Consider the following 21,241-nt stretch of genomic DNA (forward strand, 5'->3'; position numbering starts at 1 on the left):
ATATGAAAGCGAAAAAGTTGCTTTTAACGCTTATAGTTGGCCTAGCAGCAGCTATGGGCTATACCCAAAATGGGTGGGTTTGGTTAAAGCAGTTCACCCAGTCGCCCAATCCAAATCTGGCAAATGAGCTGGATATATATCAAGTCCGATATGCACAATCCGGTAACATTTATGTTTTAGGCTCCTTTAAATCGCATTTTATTCTAAATGGTGTTACCTATAATGGTTACTCACCAACCAAACTGGACATTTTTATTGCCAAGTTTGACTCCGACGGAAATGTAGCATGGGTAAAAACAGTAGGAGGAAGTGAGGGTGACCAGCCCGATGACCTTGCTATTGACGCCTCTGAGAACCTGTACGTTTCTGGTTTCTTTCAGGGTACCTGCGATTTCGGAACTGGAAATACTCTTACTTCCGATGGGGGTAACGATGGCTTTTTAGCAAAATACAACTCAAATGGAGTTTTGCAGTGGGTACGTAAAGCTGCATATGGTTCATCGGGAAACGAGCGAGTATCTGCAATCACCGTTGGTAAGGATGGTAATCTTTACGTTGCCGGTATGTCGCAAAGCACTTCATTTACGGTAGGCGATGGAACTAATGGACAAAACTACACCAACGCCGATAGCAACCGCGACCTTTTTACTGCAAGCTTTACCCCTGCAGGTGTTTACCGCTGGTCAAAGCAAATTCCTGGCAACAACAATTCATCGCTATTTAGAGCAATCGCAGTGGATGAAACCAATTCGCTCTATGTAGGTGGTGCACTTGCAGGCACACTCACCTTAGATGGTACCCCTTACACATCGGCTGGTAGTGGTGACATAATCCTTGTGAAAGCAAGTCCAACCGATGGCACTACTATCTGGGTTCGCAAGGGTGGTAGTACTTCCGATGATCAACTAAACAGCATTGCTGTTTACGATAACTTTACATACATTATTGGTTATATTCAGGGGACAGGGACAATTGACAGTACTGCAACACAGCAATCATCGCAGTTCACTACTGCTGGCAGCAACGATATTTTTGTAGCCAAGTATAACCTCGACGGACGATTAATCTGGAAAAGAACCATAGGTTCAACTGGAGGCGATGTGGGATATGGCCTGAACGTTTTCAATAACATTTTGGTAGCCACTGGTTATTTTTCAAATTCCATAAACTTTAACCTTAACACTATTACATCGGGCGGTAATAACGATGCTGCATTCTTTGTCTTCGACGTAGAATCAAATGCCGTTCTGGCTAGGTCAGTATCGGGAACCCAAGACGATCGTGGACAGGGTATCGCACTTGATACGCTTTACAACGTTTACTTTGGGGGATATTTTACATCACCTACACTAACAGTTGGTACTAACACTCTGACCAATTCAGGGTCAGGCTATAAAGACCTTTTCCTTACTAAAAATCATAACGATTTTACTGCAGCTTTCACTTACAAGAAGAATGTTAGCTGTAATGGAGGCTCCGATGGAGCCCTTACCGTTACCCCATACTTTGGAATACCCCCATACTCCTATAGCTGGAAACTAAATGGGAACCCATACGCGGCAACTGACTCCTCAATTACAAATTTGGCTGCCGGTACCTATGAGGTAACCGTAACCGATAACAATTCAAGTCAGTCAACCGTAAGCTACACCGTTACTCAGCCTGCTGCACTTTCACTCAGTCACACCCAAACCAACGTGAGTTGTTACGGCGAAATGGATGGAACCATTAACCTAACGGTTTCAGGCGGAACTTCGCCTTTCAGTTACTTCTGGACAACCGAAAACGGAAGTGGGCATGTGATTGATGCTGAAGATCAGAACAGCTTAGGTGCCGGCGATTACCAGGTGACGGTTACCGACGTGAATGGTTGCCAGACAAACGATAACTACACCATAACCCAGCCCACTAAAATTTCGATAGCGGGAACGGTTACAAACATTACCGGTGCTGGAAGTAATGGTGCTGTTGATATTACCGTTAGCGGAGGGTCGGGTACCTACTCCAGCTACTCCTGGAAACTTGGAGTAACCGAGGTGGCAACTACTGAAGATATTTCGGACCTCGATGTTGGTGGAACCTACAAAGTGATTGTAACCGATAACACTTCCTGCAAAGACTCCAACTCCTTTGTGGTACTCGACGAGAGGAACTTTCATGCTTGGGTTTCAGCCCAAACCAATGTTAACTGTAAAGGAGAAAGTACAGGAGAGGTTACCGTATCGTATGCCGAAAATATTGGTACCGTTACGGTTTTATGGTCAAGTGGCGAAACTACATTCACCATTACCGGTAAACCTGCAGGCAGCTACACTGCAACTCTAACTGACGATAATGACACCCCTGGTTATACGGATGATGATAAAACAGCTGTAGTTGATGTTGACATTACCGAACCTGCTCAAATACTCGATGGTACTATTGTTTCGTACCCAACCTCCTGTTACGGCGGTAGCGATGGGATACTCGACTTAACCCCAAGCGGAGGAACAGGCCCTTACACCTACTCATGGAACACTTCTCCGGTTCGCACAACACAGGATATAAATAACCTACAGGCAGGCACTTACGAGGTTACCATTACCGATAGTAAGGGGTGCACAACCGTTAAATCGGGCACGGTTAATCAACCTGCCGATATCTCGTTCGATTTCCTATCAACCCAGCCTACCTGCTATAACACCTACACCGGCTCATTGAGTGTTAACAACCTAACTGGTGGTACGGCACCTTACAGCTACTTATGGTCAAATACTCTTACCACCCCCACAATTTCAAATATTAAGAGCGGTAACTATTGGCTTAAGGTTACTGATAGTAAGGGATGTAACAAGACCAATTCAACATACCTTTCTCAACCCTCAGATATTAGCATAAGTCACTCAGAGAATAAGCCTACCTGCCCTGAATCGAAAAACGGTAGTATTGGACTAACAGTATCAGGTGGTACACCAGGATACACCTATTTCTGGAGTGGTCCCGATATTGTTAACGCCACCGATAAAGACCAAGTAAACCTTGGGCCAGGAACCTATAATGTAACCGTAACCGATGCAAATTCTTGCACAAAGGATTATCAGGTTATCCTTACCTCGGCAAACCCAACCCCAACTGTAAACCTTACAACCAACGATGCCGATAACTCAATATGTCCGGGTACTGAGGTTATCTTCACTGCTAACGGTGGCTCAACCTATGAATTTTTCCTTAACGGATTAACAGTTCAAGGTCCGGGAACAGCCTATGCATATAGCAACTCAACACTAGCTGACGGCGACCAGGTTTTTGCTGAGGTAACCTCAGCAGCGGGTTGTAAGGCAAGCACAAACACAATAACCATAACCGTGTTCACTCTACCAACGGTTACCGCCAATGCCAGCCAGAATCCAATTTGCCAGGGCGATGGTGTTACATTAACCGGAGGTGGAGCCGTATCGTATGTTTGGGATAAAGGGGTGATTGACGGGCAGGTGTTCTACCCTGCATCAACCGATACCTACACAGTAATTGGAACCGATGCTAACGGTTGCCAAAACTCAGCACAAATTACTGTAACGGTTAACCCTGTTCCCAATGCTGTAATTAGCACTACCGATCCGCTAGAGTACTGCGCCGATCAAACCGTTAGCACATTGTTTTCCGCATCGCCCTCCGATGGCTCATTCTACCAGTGGATAAAGGACGGACAAAATATTTCGGGAGCTCATACCAACACCTATACCGCAACAGAGCCAGGTTTCTACTCCGTTTACCTAATCAAGAATGGTTGTTGGAGCATTAGCGATGAAATTGAAGTTATTGTTCATCCTCTACCTACAGTTACCCTAACCGACTTTACTCCCGTTTGCGTGGATGCTGCTCCCTTTGCCCTCGATGGCGGATCGCCTACCGGTGGGGTTTACTCCGGAAATGGTGTTTCGGGTAGTACATTCGATCCGGCTGCCGCTGGGGCTGGTACACATACCATCACCTATACCTACACCGATGGAAACGGGTGCGTGAACTCGGACTCAAAGGATATTACCGTGAACCCATTGCCTACTGTTACCCTTGCCGATTTTACTCCCGTTTGCGTGGATGCTGCTCCCTTCACCCTCGATGGCGGCTCGCCTACCGGCGGGGTTTACTCCGGAAATGGTGTTTCGGGTAGTACATTCGATCCGGCTGCTGCTGGTGCTGGCACACATACCATCACATACACCTACACCGATGGCAACGGGTGCGTGAATTCGGCCTCCAAGGATATTACCGTGAACCCATTGCCTACCGTTACCCTTGCCGATCTTACTCCCGTTTGCGTAGATGCTGCACCCATCCCCCTCGATGGCGGCTCGCCTACCGGCGGGGTTTACTCCGGGAATGGCGTTTCGGGTAGTACATTCGATCCGGCTGCTGCTGGTGCTGGCACACATACCATCACATACACCTACACCGATGGCAACGGATGCGTGAACTCTGAGGCTAAGGGTATTATTGTTAAACCTCTACCCTCTGCTACAATATCAACTTCCGATCCTACGGATTGGTGCGAGGGTACAACCATTAACGTAACCTTCACAGCCGAAACTGCCGACAGCTACCAATGGTTGTTGAATGGCAATCCGATTTCCGGCGAAACGAATCCAACCCTGAATGTTAGCGCTGCAGGTATATATAGTTTAAGCGCAACTACAAACGGCTGTACAGCCATAGGCAATACAATTGAAATAAGTGTGATTAGCACCCCAGCTGTTTCAATTGAAACCACTGACCCAGCTAACTGGTGCGAAGGCGACGAGGTTAATGTACTCTTACAAGCTAATCCATCAGGTGGTTCGGCCTACCAGTGGCGTAAGGATGGCAACGATATTGACCAGGCTACCCAACCCCAATACCTGGCTACTGAGGCTGGTACTTATAGCGTGATTGCTACCTTTGCTGGTGGGTGCCAGGCCACCTCAAGCGACTTCATAATCACTGTTAATCCTCTACCTGTGATTGATTTACCTGACGATACAATCAGAATTGACACCACTCAGCAATACACCCTCGATGCTGGAACAGGATTATCCAGTTACCTATGGAACAATTCAACTACTGAACAAACCTTACTGGTTGATGGTCAAACCTACGGTGAGGGTATTTTCAAGTTCTGGGTAACTGTTACCAATGAGTTTGGTTGCGCCGCCACCGATACCGCTGTAATAAAAATTGCACTACCTAACTCTCTCCCAACCGATAAGATGTATAGCATTAGCATTTACCCAAATCCCACAACTGGTAATTTCAGCATTAAGATTACGGGATTTGAACCCGGAAGGTATAAACTGGAGTTTTACAACGCAATAGGAAATAAAGTGAGATCCAGAGATATTACCATTGAAAACACTGAAACTGATATTACCGATAATATGGAGAGGCTTCCAAAAGGGCTATACTACATCAGGTTTGGTAACTCAAAGAAGTATCTGATCCGAAAATTAATTCTCGAATAAAAGAAAAGGGGCTACTGTAAATGTAGCCCCTTACTTTTTCAACCTTTCTATTACATCTATATAAGCCAAAGCAACCTTCTCCCATAAGAAATTGCGCTCAATGGCTTGAATGTTTTGCTCTTTTACCCTATTTACCTCAACATTGTTTAGTTTTTCAAATTGGGAAATGCAATTCCCCAGTGTGGCTATGTTGTTGAAATATAGTCCCTGCTCTCCCAGAATATCACGATTAAAAGGATTATCGTGTGCAATAATAAAACAGCCACAAGCCATAGCCTCAAGCAACGAAGGGTTAGTGCCACCAGCTGAATGCCCATGGATGTACGCTTTGCAGTAAAACCTCAAGCCATTTAAGATTTGCTGGTCATAAATGGCACCCAAGAAATGAATGTTTCTAAAATGACTGTATTTCCCAACTATTTTTTTTGCATAGCCTGATGTTAAATCGCCAACAACCAGGCATGATTGGTCGCTATGGGCAAAGTAACTTAATACTGTTTCAACGTTGTTTTCAGGGGTAATTCTTGTAATGAGCAGGTAATATTCGTTGATATGCAACATGTCTAACACATCTGGCCTGCCAGGGGCTTGCATCAAGGGATGAGCACCGTACGGAATGTAGTGAAGCTTTCTTTTATACCTGGTTGAGTAATACTGGACTAACGCCCTGTTGTCGCAAACAAGTTGTGCCGATAGCTTAAAGGCAAAATACTCCGAAAAGCGCAGGTAACTTTTAGCAATCCAGCCCCATTTCTTACGCTTATGCTCAATCCCATCGGGGTTAGTAATTATTTTCCCCCGTATTGACGCCGATATAAAAAGCAGTAACGGGGCAAAAGAGTGCCCGCATTCAATAACTGCATCAACATTATTCCTAATTGCCCATTTAAGGGAGATGTAATCGTAATAAAGTGTAGCCAGGTTTGATGTGAGAAATCTTGGTACCCTTAAGTTAACCGTAAAAATGTTATTGGCATTGAGTTCCTTACAGGAGTGAGCTGCAGGACTAGTTACATAGACCGTGTAACCCCTTTTGCTAAGTTCTTGAGATAGTTCTTCGGCAAATCGTTCGAAACCACCATACCGGTTGGGAATACCGCGAGTGCCAAGAATAGCTACTTTCATTGCTTTTTCACTTCAATGCGCGGCACAGTGAAGTAAAATGTTGAACCTTTGCTTACCACACTCCTAACCCCAATTGTACCTCCGTTTTTCTCAACAAACTCTTTGCAGAGTATTAAACCCAATCCCGTACCGCTCTCCTCGTTAGTTCCTAAAGTGGTTGGGTTCGAATCGATGCGGAAAAGTTTTTGAATAACCTCATCGGGTATTCCGACCCCAGTATCAATTACTGAGACTTTATAGTGATCAGGTTCAGCATCAACCTGAACAACAACCTCGCCATTTTGAGGTGTGAACTTAATGGCATTGCTAATAAGATTACGAACCACCGTTGTAATCATATTAACATCAAAATATGCGTATGAATCGGTTGGTAAGGCCCAGTAAAGGTTTATGGATTTGTTATGTGCAGTTCCTTTTAGCAAATCAATGGTGTCGTTTATAACATCGGCCAGGTTTGCCATTTGAGGTTTAGGCGTCAACCTTCCGGTTTGTAGCATTGACCACTGTAAAAGGTTCTCGAGCAGGTTAAAAGTCTTGTTGGAGTACTTGTAAATCTGCTCAATGAACATTTGCAGGTTGTTTTGGTCAAAATTGGCAAACTCCTTAGCCAACAACTCCGATAGGGAAAGAACTGTGCTGAAAGGATTTCGAAGATCATGGGCTATGATTGCAAAGAACTTATCTTTCATTTGGTTCAGCTGTTCCAGTTCCTTGCTCTGTTGTTCAATTTCCTCCTTTTGTTTTTTTATTTCGAGGTTTTTAGCCGTAAGCTCTGCCTCAAGTACATTGTAATCCCTTAAGCGCCAAACTAAACCGAGTAAAAGAGCTCTGGAGAGGCTTGGTATTTTTTGTAAAAATCTATTGAATTGTTCCTGGTGTAACCTAAGCAATACGGAATCCTCCATGGCAGTTACTGCGGTAGATCGAGCTGAGGAATCGAGAAGTGAGTACTCCCCAAAATACTGATTTGGGCCAAAGGTGGCAAAGGTGTGGTTGCCATCGTGGGCTTTAACCTTGCCTCTTACTACAATGTATAAAGAGTAGTCCCTATCGCCTTTGTTGAATAACCGTTCGTCTTTTTTAACCTCACAAGACTCAAGTACTGTTGCAATTTTACGAAGAGTTGAATGATCAACCTCCTTGAAAAGAAGTATTGACCTTAAACAGTCAATCCTTTTTTCGAGCTCATCATCCCTATGTTTTTTAAATAAGTTTAGCATGGAAATTTTTTGAATAAAATGGTACTGCCAAATTAAATAAAATTCCTTAATATCTGCATAAACAATCATTTTTTTGTAATATTGTGAAACGTAAATGGCATAATTAAAACGGCTATGAGATTAAAACTTACCATCCGGCAGAAAATACTATACTACATCCTGGGTAGTGCATTTATTATTTTTTCAATAGTTTTTTACTTCATAAGTTCATCGTCGCGCCGTTTAGCATACGAGGAATCCATTAAGCTAACCAATAGTTATGCCCGACAGTACGCCCTTAACATTGAAAGTTGGATAAACCAAGATTTTGCTGTAACCCGGACGCTTGCTGCAGCATTCATGGAGTACAAGCAAATGCCCTTTGATCAATGGCAAAAGCTAATCTACCCCATGTACAATAGGGTTATTCTAACCACTCCACATATAGATGCTTACTGGGATAGCTGGGAGCTAAGCAATCTTGACCCCAACTGGACACTCCCTTATGGCCGGCACTTCTACATAGTTTATAAGCAAGATGGGGTTTACAAAACAAAAGCTGAAATGCGCAGCTTAACCGGCGATCCCCCAACCTACGGTAGTATGAAAAGTGCCGCCAAGGAGATCATTGTTGAACCATACATATCGGAACTCCAACGGGGACAAATGATGACCACCCTCTCATCGCCACTTCTCGAAAATGGTAAGTTTATTGGTTTAATTGGTGCTGACCTAATACTTACCCGCTTTCAGCAACTGGTAAATACCATTAAACCTTACCCCAATAGCTACGCCTTTTTACTATCATATAAGGGTGTTTTTATTGCCCACCCCGATTCCTCAATTTTCAAAAAGAATATAACCGAAGTATTACCTGAGTTTAATAATCAACACAACATACTAGCCCAGGTTCAGAAAGGGAAAGCCTTTAGCTTCACCCATCAAAATAACAAAGGTGATAAGATTTACTACACTTTTGAACCTATCCGAATAGGTAATACACAAACACCTTGGTCAATTGCAATTGCTGTTCCTGTAACCGATATTATGGCTCAAGCAAACAAGAGCTACAACACAAGCCTCTTCATCGCCTTGGTAGGTTTACTGGTAATTATTTTTATGGTTTACTTTGTTTCCAACAACATTACACTGCCCATTAAAAAAATCACCCAAATACTTAATGAATTTGCAAAGGGAAAGATTGTAAGCAGCATTGATATTAGAACCTCATCGAACGATGAAATAAGCCAAATGGTTGAGGCGGTAAGCGCCTCGCTTGCTGGTGTAAACTCCAAAACCTCATTTGCCCGCGAGATTGGTGCAGGAAACCTAAATGTTGACCTTGCGCTGCTAAGCGACGAGGATCAGCTAGGTAAGTCGCTTATTGAAATGCGCGATAATCTCCGTAGAGCTCGTGATGAAGAAGAAAAACGAAAAATTGAGGAGGAAAAGAAGCGGTGGACCAATGAGGGAATGGCAAAGTTTGGTGAAATACTTCGTCAGAACAACAATAACCTTAGCCTGCTAAGCCAGGAACTTATTAAAAACCTTGTTTGGTACCTGAACGCTCAGGTTGGTGGGTTATTTGTTTTGAACGAAAACAAGGAAACTGGCGATAAAACCGTCGATATGGTTGCCATGTTTGCCTACGACAGGAACAGGGTTATGCAACGAAGCTACCATTTTGCCGAAGGTCTTATTGGTGCTTGCGCTGCTGAACGCGATGCTATCATTTTAAAAGAAGTTCCACAGGATTATATAGAGATTACCTCAGGGCTTGGTGGTATTAACCCCAATTACATAATAGTTGTTCCCTTGATATTTGAGGAGGAGGTTATGGGGGTTATTGAAATTGCCTCGCTTCAGGAGTTTAAAGAACACGAGGTTCAGTTCCTCAAGGATATTGCCAAAAGCATTGCATCGACCCTGCATACCGTAAAGGTTAATACCCTGACCGCTGAACTTTTAATGAAATCCAAAGAGCAAGCGGAAATGATGGCTGCCCAGGAGGAAGAGATGCGTCAGAACATGGAGGAACTACAAGCCACCCAGGAAGAGGCTGCCCGTAAAACCCTTGAACTCGAAGGGTTAGTTAATGCCCTGAATGCTGCTGCTTTTGTTATGGAGTACGATACCAAGGGTTACGTGATTAACATCAATGATAGTTACCTCAACTTCCTTGGAGCCAATCGTGACGACATAATTGGATTGCACCATGCAGAGAACCTTATACTGTCCGAGACCGAAAAGGCCTCGTACGATAAGATGTGGAGCGATATTCTCAGGGGAAATATCCGTAAGCATAAAACCCGCATTAGGGTTAATGGACAGGAACATCTACTTCTTGAGACCTACACTCCAATTTTTGACCATAGCGGTCAACTGTTGAAAATTCTAAAAATTGCAACGGATATTACCAACATTTAAAAGGAAATATCAACCAAGTATCCTGAATGATTCCGAATATTGATTACAATACCTGATTCAAAAATCAGGTATTGTCCTTTTATACCAACCAGTTTCCCCTCAATTGCATTAACTTTTTCCAGGTTAACGGATCTTACCTTATCTGAAAGTTGAATTACTGGATAGCTTACACGGTAAACCACATCGCTTTCAGGAATGTAACTTAAATTTTTACCATTTATAAATTCAAGTGCTTTTGCTTTATGGGTCAAAAAATCGGGCGGTAGCTCGCTTGAATCGGTGAGCATACGTTGCCAAGCCGTTTTATCGGCAAAAATCTTTTTTAGCTCTACCTCAACCAATCCTGCAGTATAACGGTTAGGAGTATGACAGATCTTAACGGCAAAGGTTGCTCCCTGATCAACCCATCGGGTGGGTATTTGGTGATACCTTGTTACACCAACCTTTAAACCGCCAGTCCATGCCAGGTAAACGTAGTGTTGCACAAGACAATTTGCCTTTGCAAATTCCAAATCGCGGGCAATACCCTCGTGTGCTCTGCACAGTTCAGGCCTTAAAACGCACTCCTCCGCTTCCGGTACCTTTATAAAACATGGGTAACAAAACCCCTGACCAAACAGCTTCTTTGTTTCACGCCCACAATGAATACAGCGATTAATATTTAGGTACTTCAGCCCTATACCTTTACCAATTAGTTCTGAAAGGTTTACCCTACCTGAATCAAGATCAAGAAAATACTCTGGACTAATACTAACATCATTGCCAGTATTAGTGAACCCCATTTTTGTAAGCACACCTTTCATGGCAGATTTATCTTAATTAGAAAGTTGCATTTTACACATGCTCTCCTTTGAAATTGCTAAAACACAGAATAAAGAACATAGCTCAACCAGTGAGTTATAAAGATAAACATTTAGAAGAAAGCTTAAGGTTCTACAAAAAGACTGCAATGTTAAACCATGTTAAATACACTACTATGTATTGCATAGTATTATTTTATCGCTTATATTTGTAATGAATAAATACTAGTTATTGCATTGCAACAAACAAAAAGTCAAACCAAACAGCATGAGTTATGAAACGTACAATTTCAGTGAGTTTAAACGGTAAAGCCTATATGCTTGAAGATGATGCCTACTATGCCCTAGATCGATATCTTAAGGGTCTGGAGGCTCACTTTGCAAACGACCCCAACAAAAAGGAAATAGTTGGCGATATTGAAAGTAGGATTGCCGAACACTTCGATGAGTTCATAAAGGTTCCAGGGCAAGTGGTAAACCTTGAAGAGGTTAATCGGGTAGTTCACCTAATGGGGAACATTAACGACTTTGACCCAACAAACACTAAAGCGTCTTCCGAAAATGACAGGGTGTACCCAAAACTTTACCGCGATGTGGACGATAGAATTTTAGGGGGGATATGCACGGGAATGGGACACTACTGGAAAGTTGATCCCGTTCTTTTCCGTTTGGTATTTTTCCTGCTAACCCTTTGGGGCGGTCTAGGAGTGCTAATCTACATTGTTTTATGGGTAGTTGTTCCACCCGCCATTACCCCAACACAAAAACTTGAGATGAAGGGTGAAAAAATAAATGTTAACAATATGTAACCCATTTTTTACAGCAAAGAATGGGTTGAATCAGAAAATATGCACAACATAATAAATACACCTAAGTTGAAGCCATGAATCAGGAAATAGAGAATGCTAAAGCACAAATGCGAAAGGGCGTACTTGAGCTATGTGTTTTGACAGTACTATCGAGAGGCGATGCTTACGCAAACGACCTTATAAACCAGCTTAAACAGGCAAAAATGATAGTAGTTGAAGGTACTATTTACCCCCTACTTACTCGGCAAAAGAATGCTGGTTTGCTCACCTATCGATGGGAAGAGTCGCCGCAAGGCCCTCCAAGGAAGTACTATTCGCTAACCGAAGAAGGCAAAGAGTATCTTGCTGAACTGCTAAATAGTTGGGATGAACTGGTTGAAATGGTTAGCGCTATTCGCAATCAGAAAAATGATTAATTTTTAGGTACTATTACGATTTTACCATTAATAAAAAACAAATGAATACAACTGTAAATGTAAGTATTGGAGGCTACTCTTTCACACTGGAAGAAAATGCATACAATACGCTCCAGGAGTACCTTAACACGGTTAAGGTAAAACTTGGCAACGATAAGGTAGCCCAGGAAACTGTGAACGATATTGAATTCCGAATAGCAGAATTGCTATCCGAGAAAATTACCTTAGGTCAAGTGGTTACCAATGAAATGGTAACGCCAATAATTGAGCAAATAGGTAAACCTGAAGATATTGGTGAAAATAACGACTCAACCAGCAATAAACAGTACCGTCCAAAACGTTTATATCGTAACCCCGACGATTCAATTATTGCTGGCGTTTGCGGTGGACTGGCAGCTTACTTCAGGGTCGACCCCCTAGTTTTTAGGATTTTATTTATTGCTCTCTTATTCCTTAAAGGATTTGGCTTACTACTTTACATTCTACTTTGGATTGCAATGCCAAAAGCAAAGACCCCATTCCAAAAAATGGAAATGATGGGCGATACCGAGAACATTGATGAAATTGGCAGGCGTGTTCGAAAAGAGATTAGCAATGCAAGTGATAATCTAAAAAAATCAAAGGCAGGTAACACTGTTAATAAATTAATAAACCTTTTCGGACAGGTTATGCTCTACCTGTTAAAAGCCATGCTTGTTATTGTAAAAGTAATTTCAATTACCATAGGAGTTCTTTTAATCGTTAGCATGCTACTTATTTTTATAGCCCTTGTTGGCGCTGTGTTTTTTGCATCGTATAGTCCCGATTTTTCCGGAGTTATTGGTGGCGTTGGAATGACACTCAATGAAATTATTGCATCTGTTCTTGATATTAGTAGTAGCTACTGGATTACAATCCCACTATTTTTAACCCTGGCCATACCAATTGTTGCACTAATTTATGCTGGAATACGAATTCTTTTCAGGTTCAGGGCTAAAGATGGCACTATAGGCATTATTGCTACAGTAATTTGGGCCGCTGCTGTTGTAACCCTTTCAGTCACATTTTTCTTCCAGATGCGAGGCCTCTCTGTTAGCGAAAAAGTGGTAAAGGAATTTGAAGTTTCGCCAGTAAATAACAACTCCAAGATTGTACTGTGTAAATCATACAACTACTTGACCGATAGTACATCATCGATAGAGGAAAAGGTTCAAATTTTCGATTGGAAAGTTTTTACACTAAAAGGGAAACATCATCTTGCAGGCTCGCCAACTCTTATAATTGAGAAAAGCTTTGAAGCGAAACCAAGATTTGAGGTAATACGCAGAGCAAGAGGGGTAAATAGCTTTACAGCTAAAAATAATGCTAAAGATTTAGTTTACTCCTTAACATTAAACGACACCCTGGCCATTCTGGATCCGTTATACATTATCCCTGAAAAAACAAAGTGGAAAAACCAGAGCATAACCATTAAGCTCTATTTGCCTGAAGGGTACGGTGTTTACCTTGACGAAACGCTATCCGATATCCTTGATGAATATCAACCCTACAGCAACTACTGGCCCGATGAAATGGTTGGGAAAACATGGATTATGACCGCAAACGGTTTGCGTATAGCGAGGTAAATAAATTTTTAAAAAAAATTTTGAGGTTTACTACATTAGTATTAATTTTGCATTGCTTTAAAAAAGCGATAGGATTGACCTATGGTGTAATGGTAGCACAGCAGATTTTGGTTCTGTTAGTCTAGGTTCGAGTCCTGGTAGGTCAACCAAAGCCCCTGAATAAGGGGCTTTTTTATTTTAGAACCGGAAATAGATAAACGGCTTAAGCTCCATAGTTTGAAATTGAATGAGAACAACTACTACCAACAGAGCTGCAAAAAGCTTTAAACTTAAAGGCATAGCAATAAACCGACCCCGCAGGTACTCCTTGGCATTATAGGGCAATAAGTGGACAATAAAGCCCAACGCAAGAACCAGGAATACATCGGAAAAGGCCAAAGCAATATCCGGGACAGTTTTTATACCGAAATTGGTAAATATTTGGCTTAGCATATCGGTTGCCTCATTAAAATCATTTGCCCTGAAAAAAATCCACGACAAGCAAACCACATTAAAGGTGATAATGCCCCAGACCAATCGGGTTGAATGTCTCTCGCTATTAATGTTTACTAATCTTAGGTTGGATAGCAACTTTTCAATTGCCAATCCAACCCCATGAATTCCACCCCAAACAACAAATTTCAGATGTGCGCCATGCCATAAACCACCAAGTAGCATGGTTATTAACAGGTTTATGTATGTTCTTATCCTTCCCTTTCGGTTTCCTCCTAAGGGAATATATAGGTAATCCCTCAACCACGACGATAGCGATATTTGCCACCGGTGCCAGAAATCGGTTAAGCTGGTTGCTTTGTAGGGAGAGTTAAAATTGATTGGAAGCTTAAAACCAAGCAAAAGGGCTACTCCTATTGCAATATCGGTGTAGCCTGAAAAATCGCAATAAATCTGCATGGCATAGCCATAGGTGGCCAGTAGGTTTTCAAAACCTGTATGGCTGAGGGGATTACTAAAAACCCTATCGACAAAGTTTACCGACAGGAAATCGGAAATTACCATTTTTTTCACCAACCCAGCAAGTACTAGAAAAAGTGCATGGCCAAACTCGTTTTTGCTTAATTCATACCGCCTGTATATTTGCGGAATAAACTCTGCAGCACGCACAATTGGGCCTGCAACCAGCTGAGGGAAAAACGAAACGTAAAATGCAAAATCAATAATGTTTCTGACCGGGGCGACTTTCCCCCGGTAAACATCAACAGTATAGCTTATGGTTTGAAAGGTATAGAATGAAATTCCAACAGGAAGCAAAATGGTGGTAGTGTCAAATTTCGTATTAAGGAGGGCGTTGCCCCAAAGGGCAAGATGATTAACAACTGTTAGGTTGATACCTAGAAGGTTATTGAGCAAATCAACAATAAAGTATGCATACTTAAAGTACGACAATACTAATAGGTTTACCAAAACACTTAAGGCTACAAGCAGTTTTCTGTTTATCTTGCTACCCGATTTAGCTATTGCTAATCCAATTGAGTAATCGACCAATGTTGAAAACAGAAGAAGTGAGAAAAATAACCCGCTTGATTTAAAGTAGAAGAAAAGGCTAAATACCAAAAGGTAAGCGCTTCGTATAACCGGACGGTTGTATACAAACGTGTAACCAGCCAGTAAAACACCAAAGAAAACCCAAAAGGAAAGCTGGGTGAACATCAGGGAGTCACCCTCGGTGTAGTGAAGAAAGTTCAGAACTATTTCCTTAATATTGATCATAACAATTGGCTACTCAATAAAACCTGAATTATACAGCGCATTATAAAACAACTCGCCTTGGAGCTGATAACCTTTTGCTGTAAGATGAACCCCATCGGGGGCTGCAAGACCATACCTAATCCATCCCTGAATACTTCCCTTTCCACCCATAAGGCTATAGAAATCCCACACCGGTAGTTGATGTTTGGTTGAAATCTCTTTAATAACATTGGACGCCACCTGCACCCTGATGTTCATGTACTTACGATTTAAAAGATGATCGTTTGGCGTGGTAAGAATTATCAATGGGTTAGGTAAAGCGCTTTTTATTGTGTTAACTAAATTTTCCTGATCACGTGCGAAATTGAGACTATCGAATAAGTTTGAATATGCATCATTGGTACCAAGCGAAACTATTACTATATCGGGTTTAACCAATTTGATATTGGGGAGCAATTGTTTTGCCAATGAAAATCCGTGGACGGTTGCACCATTTAAGCCTACAGAACTAAGAGAGAATTTCGATTTTGTGTTCCAAAGATTCACACCATAAACTGTACACTCAAAATCATTTTTTGCCCTAAACCCTATTACAACACTATCAACTTCGCTCTCAAGTTCAAACTCAGCAAAATTGTCATGTAAAATAGGATTTACATTTTTGGGTTCAACCAGAATAGGAGTCAAGTTGGATGAGGCAGATTGGTAGAATACACCTACCCTGTTTACCTGTGTTTTGAAGAGGGCGTTAGGCTTTACTTTAAACGATAGGGTTGCAAGGCTATCGGTGGTTTTAACTGCAACCCTAAAAATACCTGCATCAACTGGAGCTTTGGCTCCGTTTACCTTTTGGTACTCCCATCGGCCAGTATGGTATGAGGTGTACTCAACAGGATTATTTGAACCCATTACTGAGTAAGGGAAAACCAATCCGGGCGATACATACTGGCTTTGGAACTCGCGTGCAAGAAGCATTTTTACTGTTCTCGATAATATTCCAGCCTGCACATGTGAATCGCCAATATGAACAATTGTTAGTGGCTTACTGGGTTTAACTAATATTTTTTGGCCAAAGAAATTTTTTATTGTGTTAGCGGAATGGTTGAACAATAAAATGGCAGGTGATTTTGTGGGTACAAGTAGGCTTACCTGATATGGCAAGAGTGTCAAGATTAAAAAAATGGCAAATCCGGTAATATGTAGTACTAACCTATTCATAGCTTACTGAATCGGTGAAAGCAGTGGTCTGGTTATCATTACTCAAATTGTTATTACCTAAGGCCATTAGCAATGCATTAGCCATTTTTTGGCCAAAGCGCTTAGCCCCATAATTTGTAAAGTGGGTATAATCCTTTGTTGCAAGGGGAGGTTTAGAGTTAACCCATTCAATTATTGATCCTTCCCCACCCATAGCGGAATACCCATCCCAAAACAAAGCTCCATTACCTAAAGCCGCTTTTCTTTGTGCTTGCAGCACTTTTTCAACGCTTGGGTTCGATTTCAGCTCGCCATCGAACCGGTTGGCCATATCGGAAACCCCAACAACTAAAATATCGGCTTGTGGAGCAAAACGCTTAACCGCTTTTATTTGCTGCTCCATAAGCTTTTGGTAGTAGGCATAGCTTGATAGGTTCGAGGGAACCACATTGATTCCAAACTGCATTATAACCAATCGGACATTTAGTATCCTGTAAATTTCCGAGGCAACCCCTGAATCGAAATGGTTAAAAAAGTTACCTGATGTTCCCCTTAATGCAATATTGTTAACACTAACACCGCTGCCCGATTCGGCCAGTAAGCCATAAAGCTTAACGGTAGATGGATTCCTTAATTGAATTGAGATTCTCTCAAAACGGCTGGGGAGGTTTACATTTACCAATTTCACTTTACTGTAAGGCACAACCTGAGTCTCTAGGGTATCGGTTCCATCAACTATAATTTTTAATGCATAGGAAGAATCAGAGTTACCTGAAACTATGCTTAAGGTGTTAAAGCTTTGCTTAGAGTTAACCTTTATGGAAACAATCTCGCGATACAAATTCGACGGGGCAACCTCAGCAATTGACCCAAGCACACAATCGGGCTTTTGTGTTGGTTTGGCCTTAACCGTTGAATTTACGTTTACATGCTCTGATAAGCTAACCCTAAAGCCGTACGGCAAATACTCAGTATTCCAAATTGGAATTAGACCCAAACCCTTCCCACCGTACTTTTCCTGAAGGGCAGCTCTCAGCTGGCTGGTAATCCTATCACCTTCAATTTGCGAATCGCCATAATGCAGCACTCGAACCGTTGTGGCTTCATCGCTATTCCTATATATAGCGCTAATAAAGGAACCTAACGCATTAATACCCTGTGGCATTTCAAGGTGTAAGGTTCCGGCTGTAACAATATTTTTTTGGGGAGCTATTGCTGAATCGCTACTCGCTTTTACAGGTTCTACATACAATGAATCCAAATTCGGGATTGACTCTTCTGTTATTGTCTTTACTTTTGAATTTACATCGGGTTGAATGGAATCGGTTTTGCTGGATGCTATTTTTATATTGTCTCCAGCTAATTGCTCAAAGGGTTTTGGAAAACGAAACAAAAAATCATCTACCCTAAAGGTGCTACCTGGCACAATTATGGATAGTAATGTGTAAAGAATTGCTACCAATAACAGGAAACCCAACGTATGGTACGGCTTGTTCATGAAATATTTAATGCTAACGGATTTTAAATGTAATTGTTTTTGATAAATGGTGTATATTAGGTAGCAATAATTAGAAAGTAATTTTGCTTTTAAATTTGATAAATAGTAACTTACAGGTTGTAATAATGGCAATGATAAGAGTGTTACATAATCCACGATGCGCAACCAGCCGGAAGGGGCTGGAGTACCTGAACTCAAAAAATATCAATTTTGAAGTAATAAACTATTTGTCCACCGGCCTAAGTCGCGATATTGTGAAAGAGATTTTGCTTAAATCAAACCTAAAACCCATTGAACTGGTAAGGACTAAGGAGGAATACTACAAGAAATTTCTGAAAGGCAAGAATTTTAACGATGAGGAATGGATAGAGATACTTACTCAAAACCCAAAACTTTTAAAACGCCCAGTTGTGATTGGTAAATATAAAGCAGTAATAGGTATACCTGTAGAAAATATCGATAAAGTTTTATAAACTTCCATAGCCATGAAATTAGGAAATTTAATTTTAGCCGCACTTACACCGCTATTATTCTCCCCAACAGCATTTTCGCAAAATGCCGATTTGGTAAGCATGGAGAATGAAATTCTTAAAATGGTGAACGAGCATAGGAAATCGATTGGTAAATCGGAATTGGTGTTTAACGATTATGTTCGCAAAGAAGCATACATTCATTCCCAGAACATGGCATCGGGCAAGGTAACATTTAGCCACAAGGGATTCGATGAACGCTTTAATCGGTTAAGCGGTTTTCTGGAAATTACAACCGGAGCCGAAAACATTGCAAATGGCCCATTTAATGCAAAACACATTGTTAGTGGTTGGCTTGCCAGTCCTCCCCATAGAAAAAACATTGAAGATGATTTTAACCTTACAGGAATAGGAATAGCCAAAGCTCCAAATGGCACATACTTTTATACCCAGATATTTGTAAAAAGCGCTGAGAAACCTAAGGTTGTACCCAGGGAGTACGAGGCAGAACTTTTACAGCTGATAAATAACCACCGTAAGGGTCTTGGGCTACCTGCCATAAAAAACGACGAAGGTATTCATACCGAGGCACTCGGGTACTCCCAGCAAATGGCTGCAGGCAAAGTTCCTATTGGCCCACCGAGTTTCGACAATCCAATTAAATCGCTAATGCGTAGATATAAAGCATCAAAAATGGTAGAGCTTATTGGATATGATTACCTCAAACCCAAGGAACTATTTGATGCCTGGATGAGCAGCACTAGCCAGCGCGATATTATAGAGGGGAATTTCAACCTAACGGGAATTGGAGTTTACCAGTCAGTAAACGGTAAAGTGTTTGTTACCCAGGTGTTTCTGCTTCAGTAACCAACCTAAAACTAAATACCATGGCAACACCGGAATTCTTTTACCAGGAAAGATTTCCTTTGGAGAAGGATGATACTGAATACTATCTCCTAACAAAGGATTTTGTTTCATCAGCAAAGTTTGAGGGCGAAGAGATTTTAAAGGTCGACCCGGAAGGTTTGGCATTTCTTGCCCGCACCGCAATGCACGACATCTCTTTCTTTTACAGGGCTGAACATGTAAAGCAAATTGCTGCAATTCTGGGAGATCCGGAAGCCAGTAAAAACGATAAGTTTGTAGCATTGGTCTTGCTCCGCAACGCCGAGATTGCAGCCAAAGGGGTTTTACCGCTATGCCAGGATACAGGTACTGCTACTGTGTTTGCCAAAAAGGGGCAAAGGGTTTGGACTGGCGCCAATGACTACGAGGCACTTTCGCGTGGTATCTACAAAACCTACACCGAGGAAAATTTGCGTTACTCCCAAACCGTACCCCTTGACATGTATACCGAGAAGAACTCGGGGACAAACCTACCTGCCCAAATCGATATTTACTCAACTTACGGCAATGAGTACGAGTTCCTCTTTATAGCAAAAGGGGGAGGTTCCGCCAATAAAAGTATGCTTTTCCAGGAAACCAAGGCACTACTGAACCCCGAAAAGCTGGAAGCATTTTTAGTTGAAAAAATTAAGAATTTGGGTACAGCCGCTTGTCCACCCTACCATATTGCCATAGTAATTGGAGGAACATCGGCCGAGGATACACTGAAGACCGTAAAGTTGGCATCGGCAAAATACCTCGATAATCTGCCAACCTCAGGTAACATTCACGGTAGAGCATTCAGGGATAAAGAGCTGGAAGAGAAAATTCTTAAAGCCACCAACAGCATAGGAATTGGTGCTCAGTTTGGCGGTAAATACCTTGCCCTTGACATACGAATTATACGCCTTCCCAGGCATGGTGCATCATGTCCGGTAGGAATAGGGGTATCGTGTATTGCCGATAGAAATATTAAGGCAAAAATTAACAGCCAAGGGATTTGGATTGAGAAGCTGGAGAAGAATCCGGGCAAATATATCCACGACCAATGGCGTAAGCCTGAAGAAAACGATGCTATAAAAATCGATTTGAATCAACCCATGCAAGCAATTCTTTCGGAACTCACCAAGTACCCTGTAGGCACAAGGCTTTCGCTCACCGGGCCAATTATTGTAGCCCGCGATATTGCCCATGCAAAGCTGAAAGAGCGGTTAGATAAGGGTGAAGGGTTACCCGAATACGTTAAAAATCACCCTATTTACTATGCTGGTCCGGCAAAAACACCAGCCGGAATGCCCTCGGGTTCGTTTGGTCCAACTACTGCAGGGCGAATGGATTCATATGTTGACACATTCCAATCGCAGGGTGCAAGCCTGGTGATGATTGCCAAGGGTAACCGCAGCCAGGCTGTAACCGATGCCTGCAAGAAATATGGAGGTTTCTACCTCGGGAGCATTGGCGGTCCTGCAGCCATACTAGCCCAGGAAAACATTAAAAAGGTTGAACTAATTGAGTTCCCTGAACTGGGAATGGAGGCGGTGTACCGAATTGAGGTGGTTGATTTCCCTGCATTTATACTGGTTGATGACAAAGGAAACGACTTTTACAAGCAGATTAAGTAGCTTCTTAAGGCTTTCGAAATAAAAAAGGC

14 protein-coding genes and 1 tRNA gene are annotated in these 21,241 nt (G+C 42.0%); 9 read left to right on the forward strand and 6 right to left on the reverse strand.

All coding sequences use genetic code 11. The annotated features are described in order from the left end of the window. Positions 1 to 2 precede the first annotated feature (2 nt). The gene (locus tag AB6811_RS02900) at positions 3 to 5,474 is read left to right on the forward strand and encodes a T9SS type A sorting domain-containing protein (protein WP_369488870.1); all 5,472 of its coding nucleotides are present in this window, start codon (positions 3 to 5) and stop codon (positions 5,472 to 5,474) included. Between the two features lie 30 nt (positions 5,475 to 5,504). On the opposite strand, the gene AB6811_RS02905 is transcribed toward AB6811_RS02900, so the two are convergent. Both AB6811_RS02905 and AB6811_RS02910 read right to left on the reverse strand, forming a co-directional pair. Beyond that, on the reverse strand, positions 5,505 to 6,599 hold the full coding sequence (locus tag AB6811_RS02905) for a DUF1972 domain-containing protein (RefSeq protein ID WP_369488872.1): 1,095 nt from the start codon (positions 6,597 to 6,599) through the stop codon (positions 5,505 to 5,507). Next, positions 6,596 to 7,819 (reverse strand): ATP-binding protein, encoded by a 1,224-nt coding sequence (locus tag AB6811_RS02910; protein WP_369488874.1) that lies wholly within the window; start codon positions 7,817 to 7,819, stop codon positions 6,596 to 6,598. The genes AB6811_RS02905 and AB6811_RS02910 overlap by 4 nt, the downstream gene beginning before the upstream one ends. A gap of 114 nt (positions 7,820 to 7,933) precedes the next feature. On the opposite strand from AB6811_RS02910, the gene AB6811_RS02915 reads away from it, so the two are divergent. Continuing rightward, positions 7,934 to 10,225: a cache domain-containing protein gene (locus AB6811_RS02915; protein ID WP_369488876.1), complete on the forward strand. Its 2,292-nt coding sequence runs from the start codon at positions 7,934 to 7,936 to the stop codon at positions 10,223 to 10,225. Here the strand turns inward: AB6811_RS02915 and AB6811_RS02920 are convergent. After that, on the reverse strand, positions 10,222 to 11,028 hold the full coding sequence (locus AB6811_RS02920) for a DUF2797 domain-containing protein (RefSeq protein ID WP_369488878.1): 807 nt from the start codon (positions 11,026 to 11,028) through the stop codon (positions 10,222 to 10,224). The genes AB6811_RS02915 and AB6811_RS02920 overlap by 4 nt on opposite strands. 272 nt (positions 11,029 to 11,300) lie before the next feature. On the opposite strand from AB6811_RS02920, the gene AB6811_RS02925 reads away from it, so the two are divergent. From AB6811_RS02925 to AB6811_RS02940, 4 genes are all read left to right on the forward strand, one after another. After that, entirely contained in the window at positions 11,301 to 11,834 is a 534-nt protein-coding gene (locus AB6811_RS02925) for a PspC domain-containing protein (RefSeq protein ID WP_369488880.1), read from the forward strand. A gap of 74 nt (positions 11,835 to 11,908) precedes the next feature. Continuing rightward, the gene (locus AB6811_RS02930) at positions 11,909 to 12,250 is read left to right on the forward strand and encodes a PadR family transcriptional regulator (RefSeq protein WP_369488882.1); all 342 of its coding nucleotides are present in this window, start codon (positions 11,909 to 11,911) and stop codon (positions 12,248 to 12,250) included. Positions 12,251 to 12,291: 41 nt separating this feature from the next. After that, positions 12,292 to 13,854, forward strand: coding sequence for a PspC domain-containing protein (locus tag AB6811_RS02935; RefSeq protein WP_369488884.1), 1,563 nt, complete (start codon positions 12,292 to 12,294; stop codon positions 13,852 to 13,854). A 75-nt stretch (positions 13,855 to 13,929) separates the two neighbouring features. After that, a tRNA-Gln gene (locus AB6811_RS02940) sits at positions 13,930 to 14,003 on the forward strand. 28 nt (positions 14,004 to 14,031) lie between these two features. Here the strand turns inward: AB6811_RS02940 and AB6811_RS02945 are convergent. From AB6811_RS02945 to AB6811_RS02955, 3 genes are read right to left on the reverse strand one after another with little or no spacing between them, the layout of a single operon-like run. Then, positions 14,032 to 15,561: an MBOAT family O-acyltransferase gene (locus AB6811_RS02945; RefSeq protein WP_369488885.1), complete on the reverse strand. Its 1,530-nt coding sequence runs from the start codon at positions 15,559 to 15,561 to the stop codon at positions 14,032 to 14,034. A 9-nt stretch (positions 15,562 to 15,570) separates the two neighbouring features. Continuing rightward, positions 15,571 to 16,758, reverse strand: a complete 1,188-nt coding sequence (locus tag AB6811_RS02950) for a GDSL-type esterase/lipase family protein (protein ID WP_369488887.1) — start codon at positions 16,756 to 16,758, stop codon at positions 15,571 to 15,573. Next, positions 16,751 to 18,235, reverse strand: coding sequence for an SGNH/GDSL hydrolase family protein (locus AB6811_RS02955; RefSeq protein ID WP_369488889.1), 1,485 nt, complete (start codon positions 18,233 to 18,235; stop codon positions 16,751 to 16,753). Before AB6811_RS02955 ends, AB6811_RS02950 begins: the two co-directional genes overlap by 8 nt. 125 nt (positions 18,236 to 18,360) lie before the next feature. Between AB6811_RS02955 and AB6811_RS02960 the strand changes: the two genes are divergently transcribed. Genes AB6811_RS02960 through AB6811_RS02970 form a run of 3 tightly spaced genes read left to right on the forward strand, consistent with a single transcriptional unit; the run spans position 18,361 to position 21,212 of the window. Next, positions 18,361 to 18,708, forward strand: a complete 348-nt coding sequence (locus AB6811_RS02960) for an ArsC/Spx/MgsR family protein (protein ID WP_369488891.1) — start codon at positions 18,361 to 18,363, stop codon at positions 18,706 to 18,708. Positions 18,709 to 18,720: 12 nt separating this feature from the next. Beyond that, positions 18,721 to 19,572, forward strand: a complete 852-nt coding sequence (locus AB6811_RS02965; RefSeq protein ID WP_369488893.1) for a CAP domain-containing protein — start codon at positions 18,721 to 18,723, stop codon at positions 19,570 to 19,572. 20 nt (positions 19,573 to 19,592) lie between these two features. After that, entirely contained in the window at positions 19,593 to 21,212 is a 1,620-nt protein-coding gene (locus AB6811_RS02970) for a fumarate hydratase (RefSeq protein WP_369488895.1), read from the forward strand. The last annotated feature ends 29 nt before the right edge of the window (positions 21,213 to 21,241 follow it).

It is taken from the genome of Tenuifilum sp. 4138str, assembly GCF_041102575.1.
GTDB lineage: Bacteria > Bacteroidota > Bacteroidia > Bacteroidales > Tenuifilaceae > Tenuifilum > Tenuifilum osseticum.

What these genes read in the sequence shown, in the direction of transcription:
- AB6811_RS02915 (WP_369488876.1), top strand. Translation starts at nt 7,934, where the DNA reads ATGAGATTAAAACTTACCATCCGGCAGAAAATACTATACTACATCCTG.
- AB6811_RS02955 (WP_369488889.1), bottom strand. Translation starts at nt 18,235, where the DNA reads ATGAACAAGCCGTACCATACGTTGGGTTTCCTGTTATTGGTAGCAATT.
- AB6811_RS02920 (WP_369488878.1), bottom strand. Translation starts at nt 11,028, where the DNA reads ATGAAAGGTGTGCTTACAAAAATGGGGTTCACTAATACTGGCAATGAT.
- AB6811_RS02965 (WP_369488893.1), top strand. Translation starts at nt 18,721, where the DNA reads ATGAAATTAGGAAATTTAATTTTAGCCGCACTTACACCGCTATTATTC.
- AB6811_RS02950 (WP_369488887.1), bottom strand. Translation starts at nt 16,758, where the DNA reads ATGAATAGGTTAGTACTACATATTACCGGATTTGCCATTTTTTTAATC.
- AB6811_RS02970 (WP_369488895.1), top strand. Translation starts at nt 19,593, where the DNA reads ATGGCAACACCGGAATTCTTTTACCAGGAAAGATTTCCTTTGGAGAAG.
- AB6811_RS02930 (WP_369488882.1), top strand. Translation starts at nt 11,909, where the DNA reads ATGAATCAGGAAATAGAGAATGCTAAAGCACAAATGCGAAAGGGCGTA.
- AB6811_RS02925 (WP_369488880.1), top strand. Translation starts at nt 11,301, where the DNA reads ATGAAACGTACAATTTCAGTGAGTTTAAACGGTAAAGCCTATATGCTT.
- AB6811_RS02905 (WP_369488872.1), bottom strand. Translation starts at nt 6,599, where the DNA reads ATGAAAGTAGCTATTCTTGGCACTCGCGGTATTCCCAACCGGTATGGT.
- AB6811_RS02935 (WP_369488884.1), top strand. Translation starts at nt 12,292, where the DNA reads ATGAATACAACTGTAAATGTAAGTATTGGAGGCTACTCTTTCACACTG.
- AB6811_RS02945 (WP_369488885.1), bottom strand. Translation starts at nt 15,561, where the DNA reads ATGATCAATATTAAGGAAATAGTTCTGAACTTTCTTCACTACACCGAG.
- AB6811_RS02910 (WP_369488874.1), bottom strand. Translation starts at nt 7,819, where the DNA reads ATGCTAAACTTATTTAAAAAACATAGGGATGATGAGCTCGAAAAAAGG.
- AB6811_RS02900 (WP_369488870.1), top strand. Translation starts at nt 3, where the DNA reads ATGAAAGCGAAAAAGTTGCTTTTAACGCTTATAGTTGGCCTAGCAGCA.
- AB6811_RS02960 (WP_369488891.1), top strand. Translation starts at nt 18,361, where the DNA reads ATGGCAATGATAAGAGTGTTACATAATCCACGATGCGCAACCAGCCGG.